At 57.6% G+C, this 17,425-nt stretch carries 22 protein-coding genes; 12 read left to right on the top strand and 10 right to left on the bottom strand.

Annotated elements, in window-relative coordinates; all coding sequences use genetic code 11:
• Positions 1 to 68: 68 nt before the first annotated feature.
• Positions 69 to 404, bottom strand: a complete 336-nt coding sequence (locus tag ATE71_RS10945; RefSeq protein ID WP_058801115.1) for a hypothetical protein — start codon at positions 402 to 404, stop codon at positions 69 to 71.
• 291 nt (positions 405 to 695) lie between these two features.
• Between ATE71_RS10945 and ATE71_RS10955 the strand changes: the two genes are divergently transcribed.
• From ATE71_RS10955 to ATE71_RS22135, 8 genes are all read left to right on the top strand, one after another.
• The gene (locus tag ATE71_RS10955) at positions 696 to 3,224 is read left to right on the top strand and encodes a prolyl oligopeptidase family serine peptidase (protein WP_160328033.1); all 2,529 of its coding nucleotides are present in this window, start codon (positions 696 to 698) and stop codon (positions 3,222 to 3,224) included.
• 61 nt (positions 3,225 to 3,285) lie between these two features.
• Complete coding sequence (locus ATE71_RS10960) at positions 3,286 to 4,503, top strand: HlyD family secretion protein (protein WP_058801112.1); 1,218 nt, start codon at positions 3,286 to 3,288, stop codon at positions 4,501 to 4,503.
• Entirely contained in the window at positions 4,504 to 6,606 is a 2,103-nt protein-coding gene (locus ATE71_RS10965; RefSeq protein ID WP_058801111.1) for a peptidase domain-containing ABC transporter, read from the top strand. It begins immediately after the preceding gene.
• Positions 6,607 to 6,719: 113 nt separating this feature from the next.
• Positions 6,720 to 6,875 carry a hypothetical protein gene (locus ATE71_RS22495; protein WP_156417116.1) on the top strand — a complete coding sequence of 52 codons (156 nt, stop codon included), beginning with the start codon at positions 6,720 to 6,722 and terminating at the stop codon, positions 6,873 to 6,875.
• A 74-nt stretch (positions 6,876 to 6,949) separates the two neighbouring features.
• The gene (locus ATE71_RS22500; protein ID WP_156417117.1) at positions 6,950 to 7,123 is read left to right on the top strand and encodes a hypothetical protein; all 174 of its coding nucleotides are present in this window, start codon (positions 6,950 to 6,952) and stop codon (positions 7,121 to 7,123) included.
• Between the two features lie 90 nt (positions 7,124 to 7,213).
• The gene (locus tag ATE71_RS22505) at positions 7,214 to 7,387 is read left to right on the top strand and encodes a hypothetical protein (RefSeq protein ID WP_156417118.1); all 174 of its coding nucleotides are present in this window, start codon (positions 7,214 to 7,216) and stop codon (positions 7,385 to 7,387) included.
• A 306-nt stretch (positions 7,388 to 7,693) separates the two neighbouring features.
• Positions 7,694 to 9,139, top strand: coding sequence for a hypothetical protein (locus ATE71_RS10975; protein ID WP_058801109.1), 1,446 nt, complete (start codon positions 7,694 to 7,696; stop codon positions 9,137 to 9,139).
• 53 nt (positions 9,140 to 9,192) lie between these two features.
• Positions 9,193 to 9,576 carry a hypothetical protein gene (locus ATE71_RS22135; protein WP_152998739.1) on the top strand — a complete coding sequence of 128 codons (384 nt, stop codon included), beginning with the start codon at positions 9,193 to 9,195 and terminating at the stop codon, positions 9,574 to 9,576.
• 56 nt (positions 9,577 to 9,632) lie between these two features.
• Here ATE71_RS22135 and ATE71_RS10985 read toward each other — a convergent pair whose 3' ends face one another.
• From ATE71_RS10985 to ATE71_RS11030, 9 genes are all read right to left on the bottom strand, one after another.
• Positions 9,633 to 10,298 carry an SOS response-associated peptidase gene (locus tag ATE71_RS10985; RefSeq protein ID WP_058801107.1) on the bottom strand — a complete coding sequence of 222 codons (666 nt, stop codon included), beginning with the start codon at positions 10,296 to 10,298 and terminating at the stop codon, positions 9,633 to 9,635.
• Positions 10,299 to 10,315: 17 nt separating this feature from the next.
• Positions 10,316 to 10,831, bottom strand: coding sequence for a hypothetical protein (locus tag ATE71_RS10990; protein WP_058801106.1), 516 nt, complete (start codon positions 10,829 to 10,831; stop codon positions 10,316 to 10,318).
• A gap of 11 nt (positions 10,832 to 10,842) precedes the next feature.
• Positions 10,843 to 11,169: a hypothetical protein gene (locus ATE71_RS10995; protein ID WP_058801105.1), complete on the bottom strand. Its 327-nt coding sequence runs from the start codon at positions 11,167 to 11,169 to the stop codon at positions 10,843 to 10,845.
• 1 nt (position 11,170) lies between these two features.
• Complete coding sequence (locus ATE71_RS11000) at positions 11,171 to 11,365, bottom strand: DUF6771 family protein (protein WP_058801131.1); 195 nt, start codon at positions 11,363 to 11,365, stop codon at positions 11,171 to 11,173.
• 133 nt (positions 11,366 to 11,498) lie between these two features.
• On the bottom strand, positions 11,499 to 11,777 hold the full coding sequence (locus tag ATE71_RS11005; protein ID WP_058801104.1) for a WGR domain-containing protein: 279 nt from the start codon (positions 11,775 to 11,777) through the stop codon (positions 11,499 to 11,501).
• A gap of 255 nt (positions 11,778 to 12,032) precedes the next feature.
• On the bottom strand, positions 12,033 to 12,977 hold the full coding sequence (locus ATE71_RS22140; protein ID WP_152998740.1) for a helix-turn-helix domain-containing protein: 945 nt from the start codon (positions 12,975 to 12,977) through the stop codon (positions 12,033 to 12,035).
• A gap of 258 nt (positions 12,978 to 13,235) precedes the next feature.
• Positions 13,236 to 13,958, bottom strand: a complete 723-nt coding sequence (locus ATE71_RS11020) for a lytic transglycosylase domain-containing protein (protein ID WP_231728241.1) — start codon at positions 13,956 to 13,958, stop codon at positions 13,236 to 13,238.
• A gap of 170 nt (positions 13,959 to 14,128) precedes the next feature.
• Positions 14,129 to 14,566 carry a helix-turn-helix domain-containing protein gene (locus ATE71_RS11025; protein ID WP_058801100.1) on the bottom strand — a complete coding sequence of 146 codons (438 nt, stop codon included), beginning with the start codon at positions 14,564 to 14,566 and terminating at the stop codon, positions 14,129 to 14,131.
• A gap of 128 nt (positions 14,567 to 14,694) precedes the next feature.
• Positions 14,695 to 15,051, bottom strand: coding sequence for a hypothetical protein (locus tag ATE71_RS11030; RefSeq protein ID WP_058803399.1), 357 nt, complete (start codon positions 15,049 to 15,051; stop codon positions 14,695 to 14,697).
• Positions 15,052 to 15,350: 299 nt separating this feature from the next.
• Between ATE71_RS11030 and ATE71_RS11035 the strand changes: the two genes are divergently transcribed.
• Genes ATE71_RS11035 through ATE71_RS11050 form a run of 4 tightly spaced genes read left to right on the top strand, consistent with a single transcriptional unit; the run spans position 15,351 to position 17,424 of the window.
• Entirely contained in the window at positions 15,351 to 15,674 is a 324-nt protein-coding gene (locus ATE71_RS11035; protein ID WP_414892802.1) for a TrbC/VirB2 family protein, read from the top strand.
• A 59-nt stretch (positions 15,675 to 15,733) separates the two neighbouring features.
• Positions 15,734 to 16,018: a type IV conjugative transfer system protein TraL gene (gene traL, locus ATE71_RS11040; RefSeq protein WP_058801098.1), complete on the top strand. Its 285-nt coding sequence runs from the start codon at positions 15,734 to 15,736 to the stop codon at positions 16,016 to 16,018.
• Between the two features lie 3 nt (positions 16,019 to 16,021).
• Positions 16,022 to 16,621: a type IV conjugative transfer system protein TraE gene (locus tag ATE71_RS11045; RefSeq protein WP_058801097.1), complete on the top strand. Its 600-nt coding sequence runs from the start codon at positions 16,022 to 16,024 to the stop codon at positions 16,619 to 16,621.
• Between the two features lie 11 nt (positions 16,622 to 16,632).
• Entirely contained in the window at positions 16,633 to 17,424 is a 792-nt protein-coding gene (locus ATE71_RS11050; RefSeq protein ID WP_231728242.1) for a type-F conjugative transfer system secretin TraK, read from the top strand.
• Position 17,425 lies beyond the last annotated feature (1 nt).

Below are 17,425 nucleotides of genomic sequence, written 5' to 3' on the forward strand. Positions count from 1 at the left end.
CAAAGAAGGTAAAGAGTTCAGACTTTCGCCTCGACGTTGCATCCCGAGGGTCCGGATACGTGTCCGCCCTAGAACTTGAACTTGACCCCGACCATGACGCGGTTTGCAGTATAGCCGTTGGCCAGCGAGCCAGAGTCGAGATGGACATCGAGGCTCACGCCGTTTCCGACATCGATTTCGGCGCGCGGCAATCCTTCGGTAACAGCATAGGTGTCAGGCAGGCGTCTCGCCCGATGTTCCTCGGGATCGGGGGCGCAAACCACAATTTCGTTCCCCCTTCCTTCAGGACACCGGGGTCGGATGGTTTTGAGGTCAATGCGTTCAGCCGCTCGATCGACGCGTTCGAGATCGAGCGAAGGCGCCTCTAGGACGGGCGGCACGGGCGGCTGTTCCGCGAACGGCATTTGCCGATTCTAGCTCTAAATTTAATGCCGGTCCACCTGGGCTATAACGAGCCGGCGAAAAGCAAGCGCATCCACGATGATGTCCCATGTTTCACCGTTTCCAATGAAGATCCCCATTTCATCGAATTCCCGCCCAACAGGCGGCGCATTGCAAATCATTGTCATTGCTGACATCTCTTGCGGCGAGGCCATAAGCTGCATGAGCGACAGGCGAAGGTTAGATCATTATTGCGGGGTGTCGGGATGAACTGGGCTTCACTTTCGCTAGTTGCCATGATTGCGGGTTTGCCGATGACAGATATCGCGGAAGCAAAGCAACGAGATCTGACGATCGACGACGTTCTAGCCATCGAACGAGTTGATGAGGTTGCCCCGTCGCCCGACGGAAGCGTGACTGCCATCGTCGTGCAGCGATCCGCAACCGATGGCGAATCATATGGTCGCACGCACTACGAGATAGACCCGTCGCGGAATGGCGTGTGGATATCAGGCGAGGGACAGAGCGAAGCTCGAAGAATCGCGCCGCTGGTAGCGAAGGGCGCTGGGTTCTGGTGCGCGCAGTGGTCACCGGATGGCGCCAAGTTGGCGATGCTGTCGACCCAGGCGGATGGCAGCGAACCGTCTCAGGGGGACAATGTTCGGATCTATGTTTGGGACAAGGCTTCCGGGGCGTTGTCTCGACTGGCAAATGAGGCCGTGGTTACGCAGTCGCGATATGGTTCGTGGTTCAACCGCCTTGATGTTCGTCACGCCGGCCAAGATATGGGCAAGGCGAAGACCTGCAGAGTTGGTGAAGAAAATGCGCCGTTCGCTTGGCTCGACGGTGATCGACTTATGGCCCTTACCCTCGCTGACGGCGAGGTTTCGACGTTGCTCGATGAATATTCGAGACCAGTGCGTCACGCAGAACTCACGCGCGAGCGTCTTCTCGACGGGCAAGTGCCGACGGCGACTGCTGTCGGAAGTGGAGACGCAAGGACGACATGGCAGCAACCCGCAGGGCAGCCGACTCTTCGTGTCTATTCGGTGTCGAAACGGACCTCCATCGCTCTTGGGCAAATTCCGGATTATCCATTTCGCGGCGACCTTGCGGTTAGCGTTTCGCCGGACAACCGGTTCGTTGCCATATTGGCGACCGAAGCTGCACTGGCGCCCGGCGCGACTCCCGGCTCGGTCCGGATGGTCGATAGTTGGCAAGTGCAGAAGCGATTGGGAATCGCCGAGCTCAACCGCGAAAGCAGCGTGCGTTGGGTTGAACTGCCGCAAGAAGCAAAATTGCCGCTCGAACTGTTTGAGTGGTCGCCCAACGGGCGCAGCGTCGCATTTCGTGCTCGCGCTGACGCGGCCTCGCCGGAAGCGCACTTGTTCCGTCTCGACCTCGAATCTGAAAGAATCCGCAGCGTCGGTAACGAGCCAGTCGGGGCGACGTTTCTGAGTTCGCTCTATCCAATTGCCACCCCGGTGCGCTGGCTGGATTCAGAGCGATTGTTGGTCACGCGGAAGTCGAGTTCGGAGGCGGACGCCCGCGAAGATTGGTTCGTCACGGGAGCAGAGCAGGCGAGTGTTAACATCACTGCAAACTTGACGACGCCCGCGACACAATTCGTCCAGGGACCGAAGGGCAATCTCTATGGCATAGGGGACGGCAACCTTCTCACCCTAAGCAGCACAACCGGGCAAATTGAAACTCGAACGCCCTTGTCCATGCCAGGCGAGACCGCGGTGGTCGGCATCCAGGAGTCGATAATCATCCTGCGAGGCCAAGCCGAAGATGGACGGATCGTGGTTGCAGCCGTCGACGTTTCCTCGACGCCGGCGGTAGTTTCGAAATTCGAACTTCCCGAAGGTGCCGAGCTGAGCGCCATCAGCGGATCGCCCCCACGGGCCAGTTACGTCAATCAGATGTTGGATCGAACCGAGGTCGGCGAATTCGACATTTTGACAGGGAAATCGCGCACTCTAAAATCCATTTCAGGTTATCCGAAGAACGTGCGCTGGGGCGAGCGCGTGCTTCTCGACTATGTAGGCACCAAAGGCGAGCCGCTGAAGGCCGTAGCCCTGATGCCGCCGGGCTATTCGAGTGATGTAAAATATCCAGTCTTGACGTGGGTCTATCCCGGCTACCGGGTTTCCGGGGCCGACACCCATGTGCTGGATCCATATCTTCCCGGAATCTACAACCTGCAACTCTACGCCGCGCGCGGTTATATCGTTTTGGTGCCCTCATTATCGCGCGGTGCCCCCAAAACGGACGAGAATCCCTTCGCGCAAATTACTGCCGAAACACACGCTGCACTTGATGCACTCATCGCCAAAGGAAATGCAGACCCCAAGCGGGTTGCGATCATGGGACAGAGCAATGGCGGATTTGGCGTCTATGCCATTTTGACGCAAAGTGATCGCTTTAAGGCGGGCATTGCAATCGATGGCGTGACAGACTTCGTTGGTTTCTTCTCACAGTTTGACCCCACCAGCCGCGGATACGACGGCATCGAGCATGAAAAGTCGGTCAACTGGGCGATCGCGCAGCGGTTGGATTTCACCGATACTCCGTATCGAGACTACTCCCAATACACGAGCAAATCGCCGCTATTTTATGCAAGCCGGATAAATACTCCCTTGCTTCTGGCGCACGGGGAATATGATATACGGGCATCGGCAATTCAGGCGGATCAGCTATTTTACATGCTTTATTCTCAGAATAAAACAGCAAGGCTCCTGCGCTATTGGGGGGAAAATCACAGCATCAGCCTGTCTCCAGCTAACGTCCGCAATCTCCTTGATGAGACATTCACGTGGTTGAGGAAATATGTGAAGTGAGGTCATCGGTCGATTTTCGTGTTGTCCATCACTCTCATCCGACGCCAACCGGATCGTTTTGATGTTTCGCGAAGAAGTTATTGAGGGACGGAAGGCAAAGTTTCGGGGACGGGCCTCGATCGCTATTCCGCTGTCATGGCGAATCGTTACAACGTTTGCAGTAGTCAGCTTGGTCTCGGTGCTCTGTTTTCTGGCGATCACCCCCTTTACGCGATCCGTCACTGTTGAGGGTTCGCTAGCGCGTTCTGCGGGCGTGGCGGAAATTGTTGCCCCGCGGCTCGGCACGGTAAGTGATGTCCGGGTGGTGGAAGGGGAACACGTAAAAAAAGGGACGGTGCTCGCGACCTTAGAAACCGACCGTTATGGTGAGGGGAGCGAGGGTTTCGGTAAAGTCGTGACCGAGGCAATCGCAGAGCAAGCGAACTTGACGGCCGCCCAAGCGGCTGCGGCGGGTAGCAAATCCGGCCTGGACGTCCGGTCAGCACAAACCCGGGCAGCGGCGATCGGCGAAGAAATCGCGTTGATTGAAAAGCAGATGGCCGCCCAGCGGGGCCTGATCGAAACCGCCGAGCATGACTTAGAGAGAATTCGAGGGATCGCGAAGAACGGATTTATCAGCCGCCGAGACGTGCAGATCCGCGAGGAGACGCTCGTGTCCAGGCAACTCGCCCTGTCTCAATCCCAGCAACTCTTGGTCTCCCGCCGTCTCGCCAGGGAAGAGGCGTTGAATGAAGCAAATAGCATTCAAGTTGCTGCCCGATCGGAACAAGCCAGGCTTGCCGTTGCCCGCATGGACTTCGAACGCGCTCGCGCTGAGGCCGAGGGGGATCGATCCTACTCCCTGCGGTCCCCAATTGCTGGACGCGTAACGGCCATTGTTGCGAACGTCGGCAAATCCATGCCAGCAGGCGACGTGTTGATGTCGGTAGAACCGTACAGCTCCAAACTCGTCGCGAATTTGCGCATTCCAAGCGAGGCTGTCGGTTTCGTTCGAGAAGGACAATCAGCGCGCTTGGCGATCGACGCTTTCCCGTACCAGCGATTTGGGCATATCAACGGGAAGATAATTTCTGTCGCGAGCGCCCCGACGATTGCTCCCGGCGCCGCTGGCAAGCCGTACTTCCTTGCCAAGATAGAGCTCGATGAAACTAGCATCAGGGCGTTCGGAAGGAGGGAAAGCCTGAAATCTGGCATGTTGGCCGAAGCTAAGGTGGAGATCGCGCGCCAATCGCTCTTCACGTGGCTCTTCGAGCCTCTGTTCGCCGCGCGGAGCCGATAGATGATTGACTTTTTTCCCGCTCGGCAGAAGCGAGTCAGGCTGATCCGACAGACGGAAATAGCCGAATGCGGGCTCGCCTGCATTACAATGGTGGCCAATAGCTTCGGGTTTGATACCAATCTGGGCGGAATGCGTAGGCATCTCGCATTCAGTCAGCGCGGGACGACGTTCGCGACGCTGATGGAGCTCGCCGATCGCGTGGGTCTTGTGTCTCGGGCAGTCGAAGTGCCACTCGAGGGGCTTGAACAGTTATCAACGCCCGCAATCCTGCATTGGGATCTAAATCATTTCGTTGTCTTGGAGCGTGTAAGGGGCCAGCGGGCTCTGATTCACGATCCGGCAGGGAATACGCAGTGGGTGCCGCTGACTGAAGTCTCGTTGCATTTTACAGGCTATGCGCTTGAGGTTCGGCCAGGCGCCGACTTCGAGCCCCGTCGCGATGCGGAGAAAATGGGGCTTTTTGAGTTGATTAAGGGCACGGTTGGCCTAAAGTCGGCACTGTTCCAAGTCGTTCTTCTGACCCTATTCTTGCAAGCCTTCGTGCTTGTGTCGCCGTACTATCTCCAAATCTCTGTCGATCGAGTGATCCCTCAGCAGGACAATGCGCTGTTGATGGCGCTGGCCTTGGGTTTCTGTCTCTTTGTCGTGATCAATGCGGTGGCATCCTGGTTGAGAACCTTGGTTTTGTTGGTTGCGGGCACGACTTTAGGTTTCAATCTGGCGTCTGACCTCACGCGCCACCTCTTTCGCTTGCCCGTGGACTGGTTCGAGAAGCGGCATACCGGCGATGTGCTTTCCCGTTTTCGATCCGTAACGCCTATTCAACTGCTTCTCACCGAGGGAGCAATCGCATCGATTGTCGACGGCTTGATGGCCGTTTTCACGCTGACGGTGATGTTTTTTTATAGTGGTCTTCTAGCGATCATCGCGCTCGTGTCGTTTGCGGCCTATCTTTTGGTTAGGCTCTACCTGTTTCGCCTGCAGCGGGACGCTGAGGAGGCATTAATCGTCACGGTAGCCAATGAGCAGACTACACTGATCGAATCCTTAAAGGGCATCACCACCTTGAGGATTTTCGGTCAGGAAGCCGTGCGGCACGGTTATTGGCAAAATCAACTTGTCGAAGCAACGAATGCAAAAGTTCGTGTTCAGCGGATCGTGGCGCTGCAGCAGTCCCTCAACATTCTTATTCTGGGTATCGAGAATGTTGTGGCTGTATGGATCGCGGTGCGATTGATTATCAGCGGCGACGGCTTCAGCGTCGGGATGCTCTTCGCTTATATGGCCTATAAAGTGCAGTTTATCGACAAGGCCTCGAAGCTTGTAGATCAGTTGATGGCATTCCGGATGCTCAACCTGCATCTCGAGAGACTTGCTGATATTGCACTCTCTGACGTGGATCGTACCTTCGAAACAGCGAAGGGCGATGTAAAGGCGGAAGTAGAAACCATAGAGCTGCAGGAGGTTTACTTCCGCTACTCGGAGAGTGAGCCGCTTGTGCTCGAGAACGTGTCGCTGCGGGTTGACGCAGGGGAGCATGTAGCGATCACGGGGCCATCCGGCGGCGGCAAATCGACATTGCTGAAGGTTCTTCTCGGCCTGATCGAGCCCACGGACGGCAAACTATTGGTGGATGGGCAGCAGCTCGGCGGACACGCTCTCAAGGCGTATCAGCGGAAGATCGGAACAGTGCTGCAAGAAGACGAACTCTTCTCGGGCAGCATCGCCCAAAATATCGCGTTGTTCGAAGAGGACATCGATCTGCCCAAGGTACACAGGGTGGCAACAATCGCATCCATTTCGGATGATATTTTGGCCATGCCACTCCAGTATGACACGTTGGTCGGTGATATGGGCTCGACGCTTTCCGGGGGCCAGAAGCAACGCATTTTGCTGGCGCGGGCGCTTTACCGCGAGCCGCAAATTCTTGTCATGGACGAGGGGACAGCGCATCTGGATTCGGCCCACGAAGCGGCCGTCAACGCCGCCATCCGTGAATTGAAGATCACGAGAATAGTGGTGGCGCACCGCAAAGAGACGATCGAAAGCGCTCAGCGTATTCTCGTATTGGACAAGCACTCGCTCAATCCGCAAATAATCTAGATCCCTTTCGTTCCCATAGCAACGCTTTGAGTTCTAATGACTTTGCGCTTGACTCCAACTTTGAGGAAGCGCAGCCTCCCCTTGCTCTTAAAGGAGCATGAAGGAGAAATCGCATGTTTAAGAAGCAGAGTTCGATTTTCCGTAGCCGACCGCGCGAATTGAGCGCGGAAGAAATGAAGAAATTGGCGGGAGCGGGGCCTTTCGAGGAGCCGAAGTTCGGAAGCAAAGCCCCGTACGATATGGACTACGCGACGCGCACATTCAATTAATTTGCGTTTCGTTCGCGAGCCGCAGCTTTGCTGTTTTCGTAGCCGCGGATCACATTTTGTAAAGGACGCTGAGCATGTTCAAATTCTCGACGAAGAAGTCTGACGGTTCCGTATTTCGTAGCCAGCCGCGCGCGTTGAGCGCCGAAGAAATGAAGAAGCTGGCCGGCGCGGGGCCCTTTGAGTTGCCTGCACCCGGTGGAAGCAAGGCTCCGTACGACATGGATTATGCGACCCGTACATTTAGCTAAGAGCAACATACTCTTCTGAGTCGCCACCAGGCACATAATTGCCCTTTGCGGCCCAAACTCTGGGCCCCGTTTGCCATCATGGAGAATGAGATGTTCAATCTGAAGAAAGACAGCGGTAGCAATTCGGTTTTCAGGAACCGTCCCCGTGCATTGGCTGCCGACGAATTGATGACGATCGCTGGCGGTGAGTGGACACGTCCCAAAGACACGATCAGCAAGAAATCCCCGTACGACATGGATTATGCGACGCGCACGTTTGGGTGATACCCCGCGAGCGACGATTGGATGAAAGGATTTCATGTGTTTAAGCTCACGAACAGGAAACCAGCCTCATCGATTTTCCGGAATCGGCCGAGGGCGTTGGCCGCTGATGAGGTGAAAAATGTCGCCGGTGGTGGAGGCGGTGACCATACATCGAAAAAGGCGCCTTACGACATGGATTATGCGACGCGTCATTTTTGATTAGTCGGCGCTGTATTGTCGGAAGACTGCTCCTAAGCGGCTATCCAATGCAGCGCAGCGGGATTTTGGGTGGCACGTTTGTGCCACCTTTTTTTTGAGGGGCGGGCAATGCTGACAGCCAACCTATCGTTCGAAGACCTTGGCGCAAACTGGGATGTGTCAGACACCACCATCCAAATTGGCGAGAGCAAGATCGAAATTTTTAAATCGTCCCAGTTGAGTTGGTCGACGCGCCGGTTCGACGGTGGGCAGCTGCTGTGGATCGGAGAGATCGCAGATCCTTTTGAGGCGGCCGATGCCGCGAATCCGTCGTCGGATCTTTACCGCGACTTCGATGCAGCTGAAGGCATATGTCTGATCGTCCACGGCGATGATCGGGTTGAACTAGTACGAACGTGCGCGGGAAATTGCCCAATCTACTTGGCCCGTGGAAGAGGGCGCGTCGCAATCTCATGGAGATTTGAAGACGCAGTTGCCGTGCTGGACCGTGCGGAGCCCGACATCCTTATGTGCCAGCGTTATATCGAAGACGGCATGAACCAAGTGCGAGACCAGATTATTTCGGGCGTGCAGATGCTTTGGCCGGCGGAGCGGGCAATTATAGGTCAGTCATCGACGGAATTCGAGCAAATGCCAAGCCCTCAAGCGTTGTTGCCCGCGCAATTCGCGGACGGGGCAGTGGCAACGGGCGAATTTCTGAGGCTCATTGCCGAAGCCATGTCTGAGAATTTTGCTCGGGCGAATGGCGCCCTTGTCGAATTGAGCGGAGGTTTGGATTCCTCCTGTGTTGCATTTGCCGCAGCGCTGCTCGAACGGCCGACCAGTTCATGTGGTGTCATTCACACGGGTCCGGTCGGGGTCCAACAGACCAGCCGGCGGAATGAAATTATCGAGCTGTGCCGGCTGCGGGATTTTACTTATCCGGCGGCGAAAGATTTGACCTATCAGTCGCTCGGCCTGCCCGGCTTTGGGATCACGCCATTTGACGAGATGTACAGACTGCAGTGCTCCAATTTGCTTGAGCGCGTCCGGGCCGAGATTCCCGAACTCGATCTCGTGTTGACCGGTATGGGGGGAGATGAACTGGTCAAAGACTATACGTTGCATCGGACTGACTACGAGGTTGCTGGTTACACTTCGTCATCTGCCGTGGTGGCCGCCGCTTGCCGCAGCGATTTATTTATGCGCCTCGGATTGTGGCCAAAGAGCCCGTTGATCTCGAGACCTGTTGTCGATTTTTGCCGCGCGCTCCCAAAAAAAATACGTGAGGATCGACAAATTCACAAACTGGCGCTGGTTCGATCGGGAGTGAGCGACGCTTTTCTGTTCCCGCGGTACTATGAGCATTTTGGATATGTATCCGACCTCAGTGCCCGGAGTTTTGATTTCGACGATTATTTTAGCACCTCCGCAATTCACGATTGGCGAATCTACGATATCGACACAGTTCTAGAACAGGCGCGAGAGGCCACGCTCTACGGCTTCACGCCCGAGCTACGAACCACGCTCTTCTTTCTATGCAAGTTGGAAGCCGTCTTGCGTAGCTACGTGTAGCGGGGAGAGCCAGACGGGTTCGATATGCGTAAAAACGATGCTATGCCTCGCGGATGACCTTTGAAATCGTTCCGGGAACCGAAGCGCTTCTCGTTGAAATCGAAGCGCGGCTCGATGCGGAGAAGCGGCTCACAAGGATGGCGAAGCCGCACACGTCAACCGGTCTCAGATGGGCGCGCGGGGGCGCCGATGAACGATTCCGTCACGGCACGGTAATAGGGAATTTTGGCGATCATCTGCCACAGCTCGATAGGGAGAACGGCCGCGACTGGGCGTTGCCCGTCGTCAATGTAGATTACGCGCGAACCGGCGTCGGCGATTGCGTTGACGAGATCTTGCCCGCGCAGTTGCGCGCGCGGGCGCGTGGGGGAGGGGTTCTGGTTCATCGGCGCGATCTCGCAGAAATGTCTTATTTGTCAGTGAGTTTCGTTGCCTAACCGGCGGTTGACGTTTCCAGAGATGAAACAGTCAGGGCGTAAAATCGCGCTTGCAATCAAAGTAATTCGGGTTGCCGATCATTTGGCCGCCGTTTTGGAACCCATAGTTCGTCTGTTGGCTCGACGATGAGCCGGTTGGCGGGGTACTGCTTTACCAGTTCCAGCGCTTGGTCGGTCTCGGCGTGGAGCCAGCTGTCCCAATCGTCGGGATGCAGTATGACCGGCATCCGGTCGTGGATCTCCATCATCTCGGGTACGGCATCGACCATGACCATCGTATAGCTGTCGCCCCATTCGTCGGTCGGCCGCCAGAAGCCGGCGCAGGCGGCGATCGGCTGGTCAGCGACGCGGACCCACGTCCGAGTCATGTTCGGGCTGGCGCCGACGGCCTCAGCAAAAGCGGTGATCGGTATCAGGCATCTTTGTCCTGGCTGGATGAACCACTCGTGCCACATCCCGAACGGGTTCATCAGATGATCGTCGCGGGCGTTGTTGACCTTCAGCGGCTTGTTCAACTCGCCGGTGCGTTTGTTCTTCAGATATTTGGGGAAGCCCCACGTCATCGCGTCCATCACGCGTTCGCCGGCGTTCTCACGAACGATGAAGCCGGTGCCACCCTTCCACACGTCGCCGGTGCTGGCATTTGTCGGTTTCGGGCGCCGGGCCTTGAAGTGGGAGGCAACTTCGTCGACCGAAGCCTTGAGCGTGATCTGATTGCACATCCTCGGCTCTCCGCTTCTCAGGCGGCGCCGAGCAGCCCTTCGATACTGGGCTGGATCGGCGGCATGATCGTGAAGCTACCTTCGGGGAAGGGGCGCAAGATGTCCAGCGGTGGGCGCGCCTGCTGCAGCCAATCGAACCAGTCGTCAGGATCGACCACTGCCACATGGCGATCTTTGTGCTCTGCAAGGTCGGGGTACGCCGGAACGGTCAGCGCCGCGAACGCATCGGGATAATCGCGCGTGCCGCGCTGCCAGACGCCGGCGATGCAGAAGAAAGGAATGTCGGTGACGAGACTCGCGGCATAGAGTGTCTTGCCGTCGCGCTTGATGCCGAATTCATTGGCCAGGATAAGGCAGGGGCTTTCGATCCGGGCTGTTTCCGATTTGAGGAGCGGAATTTGTCCGATCTCCGGGTCGCGCGACCGGAGACCCCAATGCGCTTCGATCTGCTGTTCCTCCTGACCGTCCCATATCATGATGCGATGACCACCGCGGCCTAGCCCCTGAAGCGTGTCGTCGAATTCAATGTCCATCGGTCAATCTCCTATGTCCTGAAGCGCCGCATCGCGCGTTTCCATTCGCGATCGTCGGGCATTTCCAGTTCGATGACCCCTTTTTCCCATGGGACGGTCTCGAGACGCAGCGGTTGAACGCGGCGGCCGATCCGCGCGGCGCATTGCCGGCACCAAAAATGGCGCGTCGCGTCGCGGAAACTATCGTTCCACCCCTTGCGCTCAAACCGCCACCAGAGGCTCGCCGCGTGAAATTTGGCGCTATGCCCGCACCGGCATGTGACCAGCACAGCATAATGCCAGACGGCCGCCTCGAATATGTGCGTGGCGCGACGCAGTCCATCCCTCGTATTCTGCACGTCACAGCGCCAGCGCCTGCTGCTCGCCGGCGATCGCGCGGGAGACGGGCGGCGATAAATGATCGACGATCGCGCCGGCGAGCTCCATCGCAGCATCGATACGAAGATGCTCGCGCGGCTCGGTGAGGCCAAGTTTTGCCCACCCCGGGGCAGCCAGCAGAGCGTCGGCGATCGCATTTTTGTCGAGTCGGTTCATTCCCATATCGGAACATAAGAAGAACATTAGCGCAATGCGGATTCGACGGGCCGTTTCGAGCGGGCAGGACGATGCGCCGTTCGGGATTGAAAAGGAATGACTCTTTCTGTCGAGCCCCGCGGCGGCGCACCTCCTATTGGGACTGGATCCGATAGGATGTTCCCAAGCGGCTTTCGGCGCTGTTCCGTCGCGCAAGGACAGAACGGACATAGCGATCGGCTTCGGTGCCGTGCGGGAATGAGCGGATTTTGCGCTGACCTGCAGCTCCGATCCGTCCCCAACGGGTCTCGACGATGATGGAACCGAAAAGGTCAATGCTCGCGAGAATGCTGTAGCGGCGATGGATGTTCCGCGCGGGATTGCGCGCGATCAGCTCGATGTCGATTTCATCGAAAGGCGTGCCGGTTTCCATCCGCGTAGTTTAGTCCCGGTGCCCCGCGGCGTCGCACGAATTTTCTAAATCGATCTCGGCACAGTGATTCAGCAGCTCGATCATGGACGAGGAACAGTGCAGCGGATTTGGGGCAGGGCATCATAGCGGCGAACACTGACAGAAATTGCCTGCTCCCATTGGGGAGCATCCGCCGGCATAGCCGGCGGTCCCGACCGTGAAGGCCGGCGCTTTGGAGTTTTTAATAGCGCTTTTCGTGAGGGGCGATCTGCCCCTTTATGTCGAATTCATTGGCCGACCAGGCCAATTCCCTTTGAACGTAAGAGAATCTGACTCAGATTTGAGCGGTTGAGTATCTTTTTGAGACTCGCGCTCCTCGATCGTGCGCGCCATGCGGGCAAGGGTGTCGAGGAGAGCGAATTCTTCGGACGGTTTGTTCTGGATCCGACGTTGCTGCATCCTGCGATGATCGTTTTCTTCGGCCTGCAGGCGGACCAGCTCGTCGTCGGGAAGCGGGCAGGGCGTGCGCTGGCCGTTCAACCAGCGATCCAGTCCAGCGGGCCATTCCAGGCGGTAGGCATTGGAGGTCTGTTCGAAGCGAGGCCCGGGCCCGTCGCGCTCTAGGCGTTTGCATCTGCGCTGGATGAGCAGGAAGCCGGCGTCCCTCAGCTGCGCGATCGCGCGCGCGACCGTCGCGCGAGCGAAGCCGGTTTTTTCGATGAACCAGTCATAGGTCGGGTAGATCTCGCCTTTGCATAGACGGCCCAGCTCGCAGAGCAGTTTGAAGATGGCCGTCGCGGATTGCGACAGTTGCGGTGGCAACATCGATGGCGGTGCCGAGCCTATGGCTGAAGCTCTTGCTTGCCGGCGATGGGCGCGGAGCTCGTGACGGCGTATCCGCGCCAGGTCGACCGCTGCTTGATGTAACCGATCTGTCTCCCCCTTTTGATAGGTGCGCCAGAAGCGATGCTCGAAGCTTCCCTCCTCGAGACTGCCACGAAGCACGGCGGCGCCGGTCTTGTGCGCCGAGCCGGATCGCGTTGGAACGCCCGCGCGCCGAAGCACGCCGGCGGCCGCCGAAGCGAAAATATGCGTCATCGTCTGTCCTCCATCGGAGGGCAGCTGAAAGCGGGCAAAAAAATCCCGTGGCGCGAAGCGCGCATCATTGACAAAGATGTCGAAGGAGGTTAGCTCAAGCTTCCAGCTTGTTGTGGAAGCCAATCAGGAAGTCCTAATTCCTGGCTAAACTCGATGCGATGCCCGGCCTTCGTGCCGGGTTTCGTTTATCCGCTCACGGCGCCCCCATTCTTGTTGATCCCTGAATCGGAATTGCGATGGTGCGCGCTGGCGGATTGCGACCGCGCGCGCATGAAGATTGCCGCCCCGGTCAAGGGGCGGCAATCGAGAGTCGGATTCATGGTGGCAAAGAGAGTCGAAGATGGGCGCGAAACGTGATGCGCGGATCTCATGCGTCCCCCGTCATTTGCTTCCGCCTATGCCGGCGCTCCGTCGGAAATCACCGATCCAAACAGCCCGCGCAGGCGGGGGCGATGCCTGCGCGGGCTCCAGTGGCCGATGATTGGATTCAATCACGCGCCAGTTGGTAAGGATCTTCGTGACGTAATTTTGCGTTTCGGTGATCCGCGGAACGCGGCGGACAGTTCGAACGCGCCCAGGGCCGGCGTTATATGCAGCCAATGCAAGATCGACGCGCCCGAATTCCTTCAGCTGCCAGCTCAGATAGCGTGCGGCGCCACGAAGGTTTCCGTGCAGGCTGTAGCGATCGACACCGAGCTGCTTGGCCGTTCCAGGCATGAGCTGACCGAGCCCGAACGCCCCCTTCGGACTTACCGCGACGGGATTGTATCGGCTCTCCTGAATCAGCATCGCGTCCATCAGGCCAATAGGGAGTCCGGCTTCGCAAGCGGCGCGCTGAACGAGTGGATAGAGCAGGCGCCTGCGTTCCTCGGCCGTGCGACCGAGAAGGCCGGACGATGAATACGCTTTGGGCGAGCAGTTTCCGATCGTGGGCAGTCCAAGCGCAAGATTGGCAAAATGATTGGTCGACTGCCCCGAGCGCATCCATCCGGGAACGCGGATGGAGCGCACAATTCCATAGCTGTCGGGGCTAATCGCCGAGAATGTGTTAACGCTGGGCGCCGTGTCTTCGCTTCTCCGCATGTCGCGGAAGTCGAGAAGCATTCCGTTCGATACAGCGTCGATGGGTGCGGTCGGCTGGGCAACCGGGGTCGAGGGCGCGGAAAAGTCGAGGAGTGCAACTCGCCGGACCTGCGATTGCGTTTCGGCGTGTGCCCCGGCGCTTAAAGCCAGTTGCCCAATCAAACACGAAATTATGGCCCCCCGCTTCATCATTAACGAGGGGTTCGGAAGCTGAGGAAGGGCTGGCGGAATCGCGATCGCGGTCCGAGTAATTCCAAGACTAGCAGCTGGATCTTCTCGAACAGGGCATTGGCCTCCCATTCACGAAGATCGTCATGGAGTTGGCAGTCGTCGGAAGACAGCGTCTGCGCTAAACAGGGCACGAGCAACGCCAACAGCTTTGTCGGCGGCTCATCATATGCTTCGACGGACTGGAAAATTTCTACCGCGAGAAACGCGCGGACATTATCGATGCCCAGCGCGTCGGCGATTTCGTCGAGCCGATCTCGTTTCGGAATCGAGCGGCCTTTCAGGAAGGCGCATATTCCAGAGTGATGGGCATCAAGCTTTGTAGCAAGCTGCCTTGAAGACAAATTCTGTCGTTCCGCTTCCTGTCGATACAGGTCCGCGTAGAGTTCTATTACACTCATCGCCCCATCCTTGTTGAACGCAGTCCATATTTTTATGACTTTCGATTAGCAAACTTGCGACGCCACGTTGCCAGCAGAATGTACGGAATCGAAAATGTCAATATTAGAGAGCGTTAATCGGACGGTTTTTATTCTCCTGTGATCGTCGAAAATGCGAGCCGGTGCAGCTCAATGTTCGAGACGACGCGTCCTGCTCGGGCAGCAAGGCGGTATCGCGCGGCGCTCAGAACGTCATTTGTCGGCTTGCTGAGGTGAATCGACACAGCGATGTCACCTTGTAAATCACGTTTGTTAGCGTAGAGTAGCAAATCCTTAGTAGTAAAGGATTCGATCGCCTCTAGACGATGCTTCACGATATAATCGAAAAGCTCGGCTGGATTTTTGATTTCTCGTTCAGCTATTGTTAGCCTGTACATGGCAAGCGCAAGGCTTTGCAGGAATTTGTCGCTGACTTTGTATTGGATTGAGACTCGCGATTTTCTCATGAAAAGTCGTCAGCTATGATACCCAAAGGTGTGAACGAAAGCCGCCGAACCGGCTTCGCATCATAGCTGAGACTGTCGCGTTAAGCCGCCAGCGTGGCGCGCTAAATCGACGCGGCGTCGCAAAAATGCGACACACTTTTACAACGAATCACGACAAAAAGAACAATTGCATCCAGATTGGTGCATTGTCGCGTAAGATTCTTGCTATTTGCTTGACAGCCCCTCGCCCCGGCGAGTCCCAATGGGAGCGGCGCCCATGCGGCGTCGTTTCAACAGATGGGAAATGAACCATGCAAACCATGACCATGACCAAGGACCGGGGGCTGTTCCGCAAGGAAAATCTTCCGCTTCTGGCAGCCGTCGCGTTCCTCGCGTTCGTGCTGCTCGCCGGTCCGGCATTCGCCGGCACCGACACCACCTTCGATACCGCGTTCAACAAATTCACCGCGTTCCTCGAAGGTTCGGGCGGCAAGATCATCACGATCATCTCGCTCGCGCTTGGCCTCGCTGGCATGGCCTCGGGCCGCTTCAGCCTCGGCCAGATCGCTCTTCCCGTCGGCGTCGGCATCGGTGTCGGCACGGGCGTTCCGATCGTCACCTCGGCCGTGACGGCGATCATCTGATCTGGGCGCCCCGGAAGCGCACCTCAAGTGCGTAACCGGGCAAATGGGGCGGGGCGGTTATGGATCGCTATGTGATTCCCGGGAAGCTGGATGAGCCCGAACGGATCGGGATCTGGACCATGGACGAATTCGTCGCGATGGCCGGACCCTTTTTCATCGGGATCCTCGCACAGCATATCATTTGGGGCATTTGTTTCGGAATCTTGGGTTGGTGGGTCCTCCGTAAAGCGAAGGCGGGACGTGCTGGTTCATGGCTACTGCATATGGCCTATTGGTATCTTCCCAGCGGTGTCATGGGCATCCGGGCCGTTCCGCCTTCATATCTTCGATTGATGGCGGGGTAAGCGATGGAAGCGGGATTCAGCCAGGCGCAGGCGCAGCGCGTTCTTAAACAGCGCAACATGCTCGTGCTTGCGAGCATTGGGCTTGCGATCATCACGATCTTTTCGCTGGTTGCTGCATCGGCGCGCGATCGTGAAATTGTGCTCCAGCCGGTGCTGACGCGGCAGATCGAGATCAGCAGCGCGGGAGTGAGCCGGGAGTATCTTGAGCTCGTCACGCGCGATGCTTCGGTGATGATGCTCAATCGAAGCCCGCAAAATCTCGACTATTGGATGGAGTCCGTTCTGCGGATCGTCCATCCTTCCGCCTATGGGCGGATCAAGGGTGATTTGCTCAAGATCGTCAACGATCAGCGGGGCTCGAGCGTCTCGCAATTTTTCACGATGGAAGCCATGCGCGTGGATCCGAAGAGCCTGACGTCGGAGGCGACGGGCACCCTCCACACGATGGTCGGCCGTCAGGAAGTGGGCGCGGTGAAGCGCACTTTTCGTTTCGAGTGGAATTATACGGGCGTCGAGCTCCGGTTGACCGGTTTCGGCATCGTGGTTCCCAACAAGCCGGGTGAGGACGCGCCGATCGGCGCCATCGCACCTGCTCCCCAATGATGGAGATGCTCATGCCTTTGGCACTTGGCACCGGCGGCGTGCTGGTTTCGTCGCGCTCGCTCGATCGGCTTCAGCGTGCGCTCGGCGTCACGATGATCGGCGCTGCGTTCTTGATCGCGCAGACTGCGCGGGCGGATGAAACCGTAATGGTCGAGGACAATTCGCGCGTTGCGTGCGTGGCGTCGGAAAAGGATCTGACGCGCATCAGCCTGATTGGCGACGAATTCGCGAGCGTGTCGAAGGTGCAGCCGACGAACCCACTCGATGATTTTTCGGTGGTGAACGAACCGACGCGCGGCGACATTTATCTGTCGGTCCCGGAAGGCTTTCGCCTGAAGCTCCTGTCGTTCTTCGGAACGACGAAGAAGGGCTATGTCTATAAATTCGGCTGCCGGATCGAGGCAATCGAAGCGCAGCAAATCTTCGTGTCGAACCCGCTCGCGATGGCGAAGTCGGAAGCCGTCACAGAGTCGGAAGAGGCCGCGCCTGACGCCGACGAGACGGCGGTGCGACTGATCCAGGCAATGGCATCGCAGGCGATTGTTCCCGGCTACCGGATGCGCCGTTCGGCACTCGTCCCGGTTCAGGCTGGGGACCTCACCGTCCAGCTCGTCGCCGAATATGAGGGATTGGATGTCGTCGGCCGCGTGGTGCGGATCGAGAATAGTTCATCAGCTCCAGTCGAAATCACCGAAGGGCGCATTGCGCCCTCCGACGCGCTCGCCGTGTCGATCGCCAACCCGAAGCTGGCGCCGCGACAGGCGACGTCGGCCTATGTCGTCACCCGGAAGGAAGGGAGCTAAT

The organism is Sphingopyxis sp. H115 (genome assembly GCF_001468465.1).
Taxonomy (GTDB): domain Bacteria; phylum Pseudomonadota; class Alphaproteobacteria; order Sphingomonadales; family Sphingomonadaceae; genus Sphingopyxis.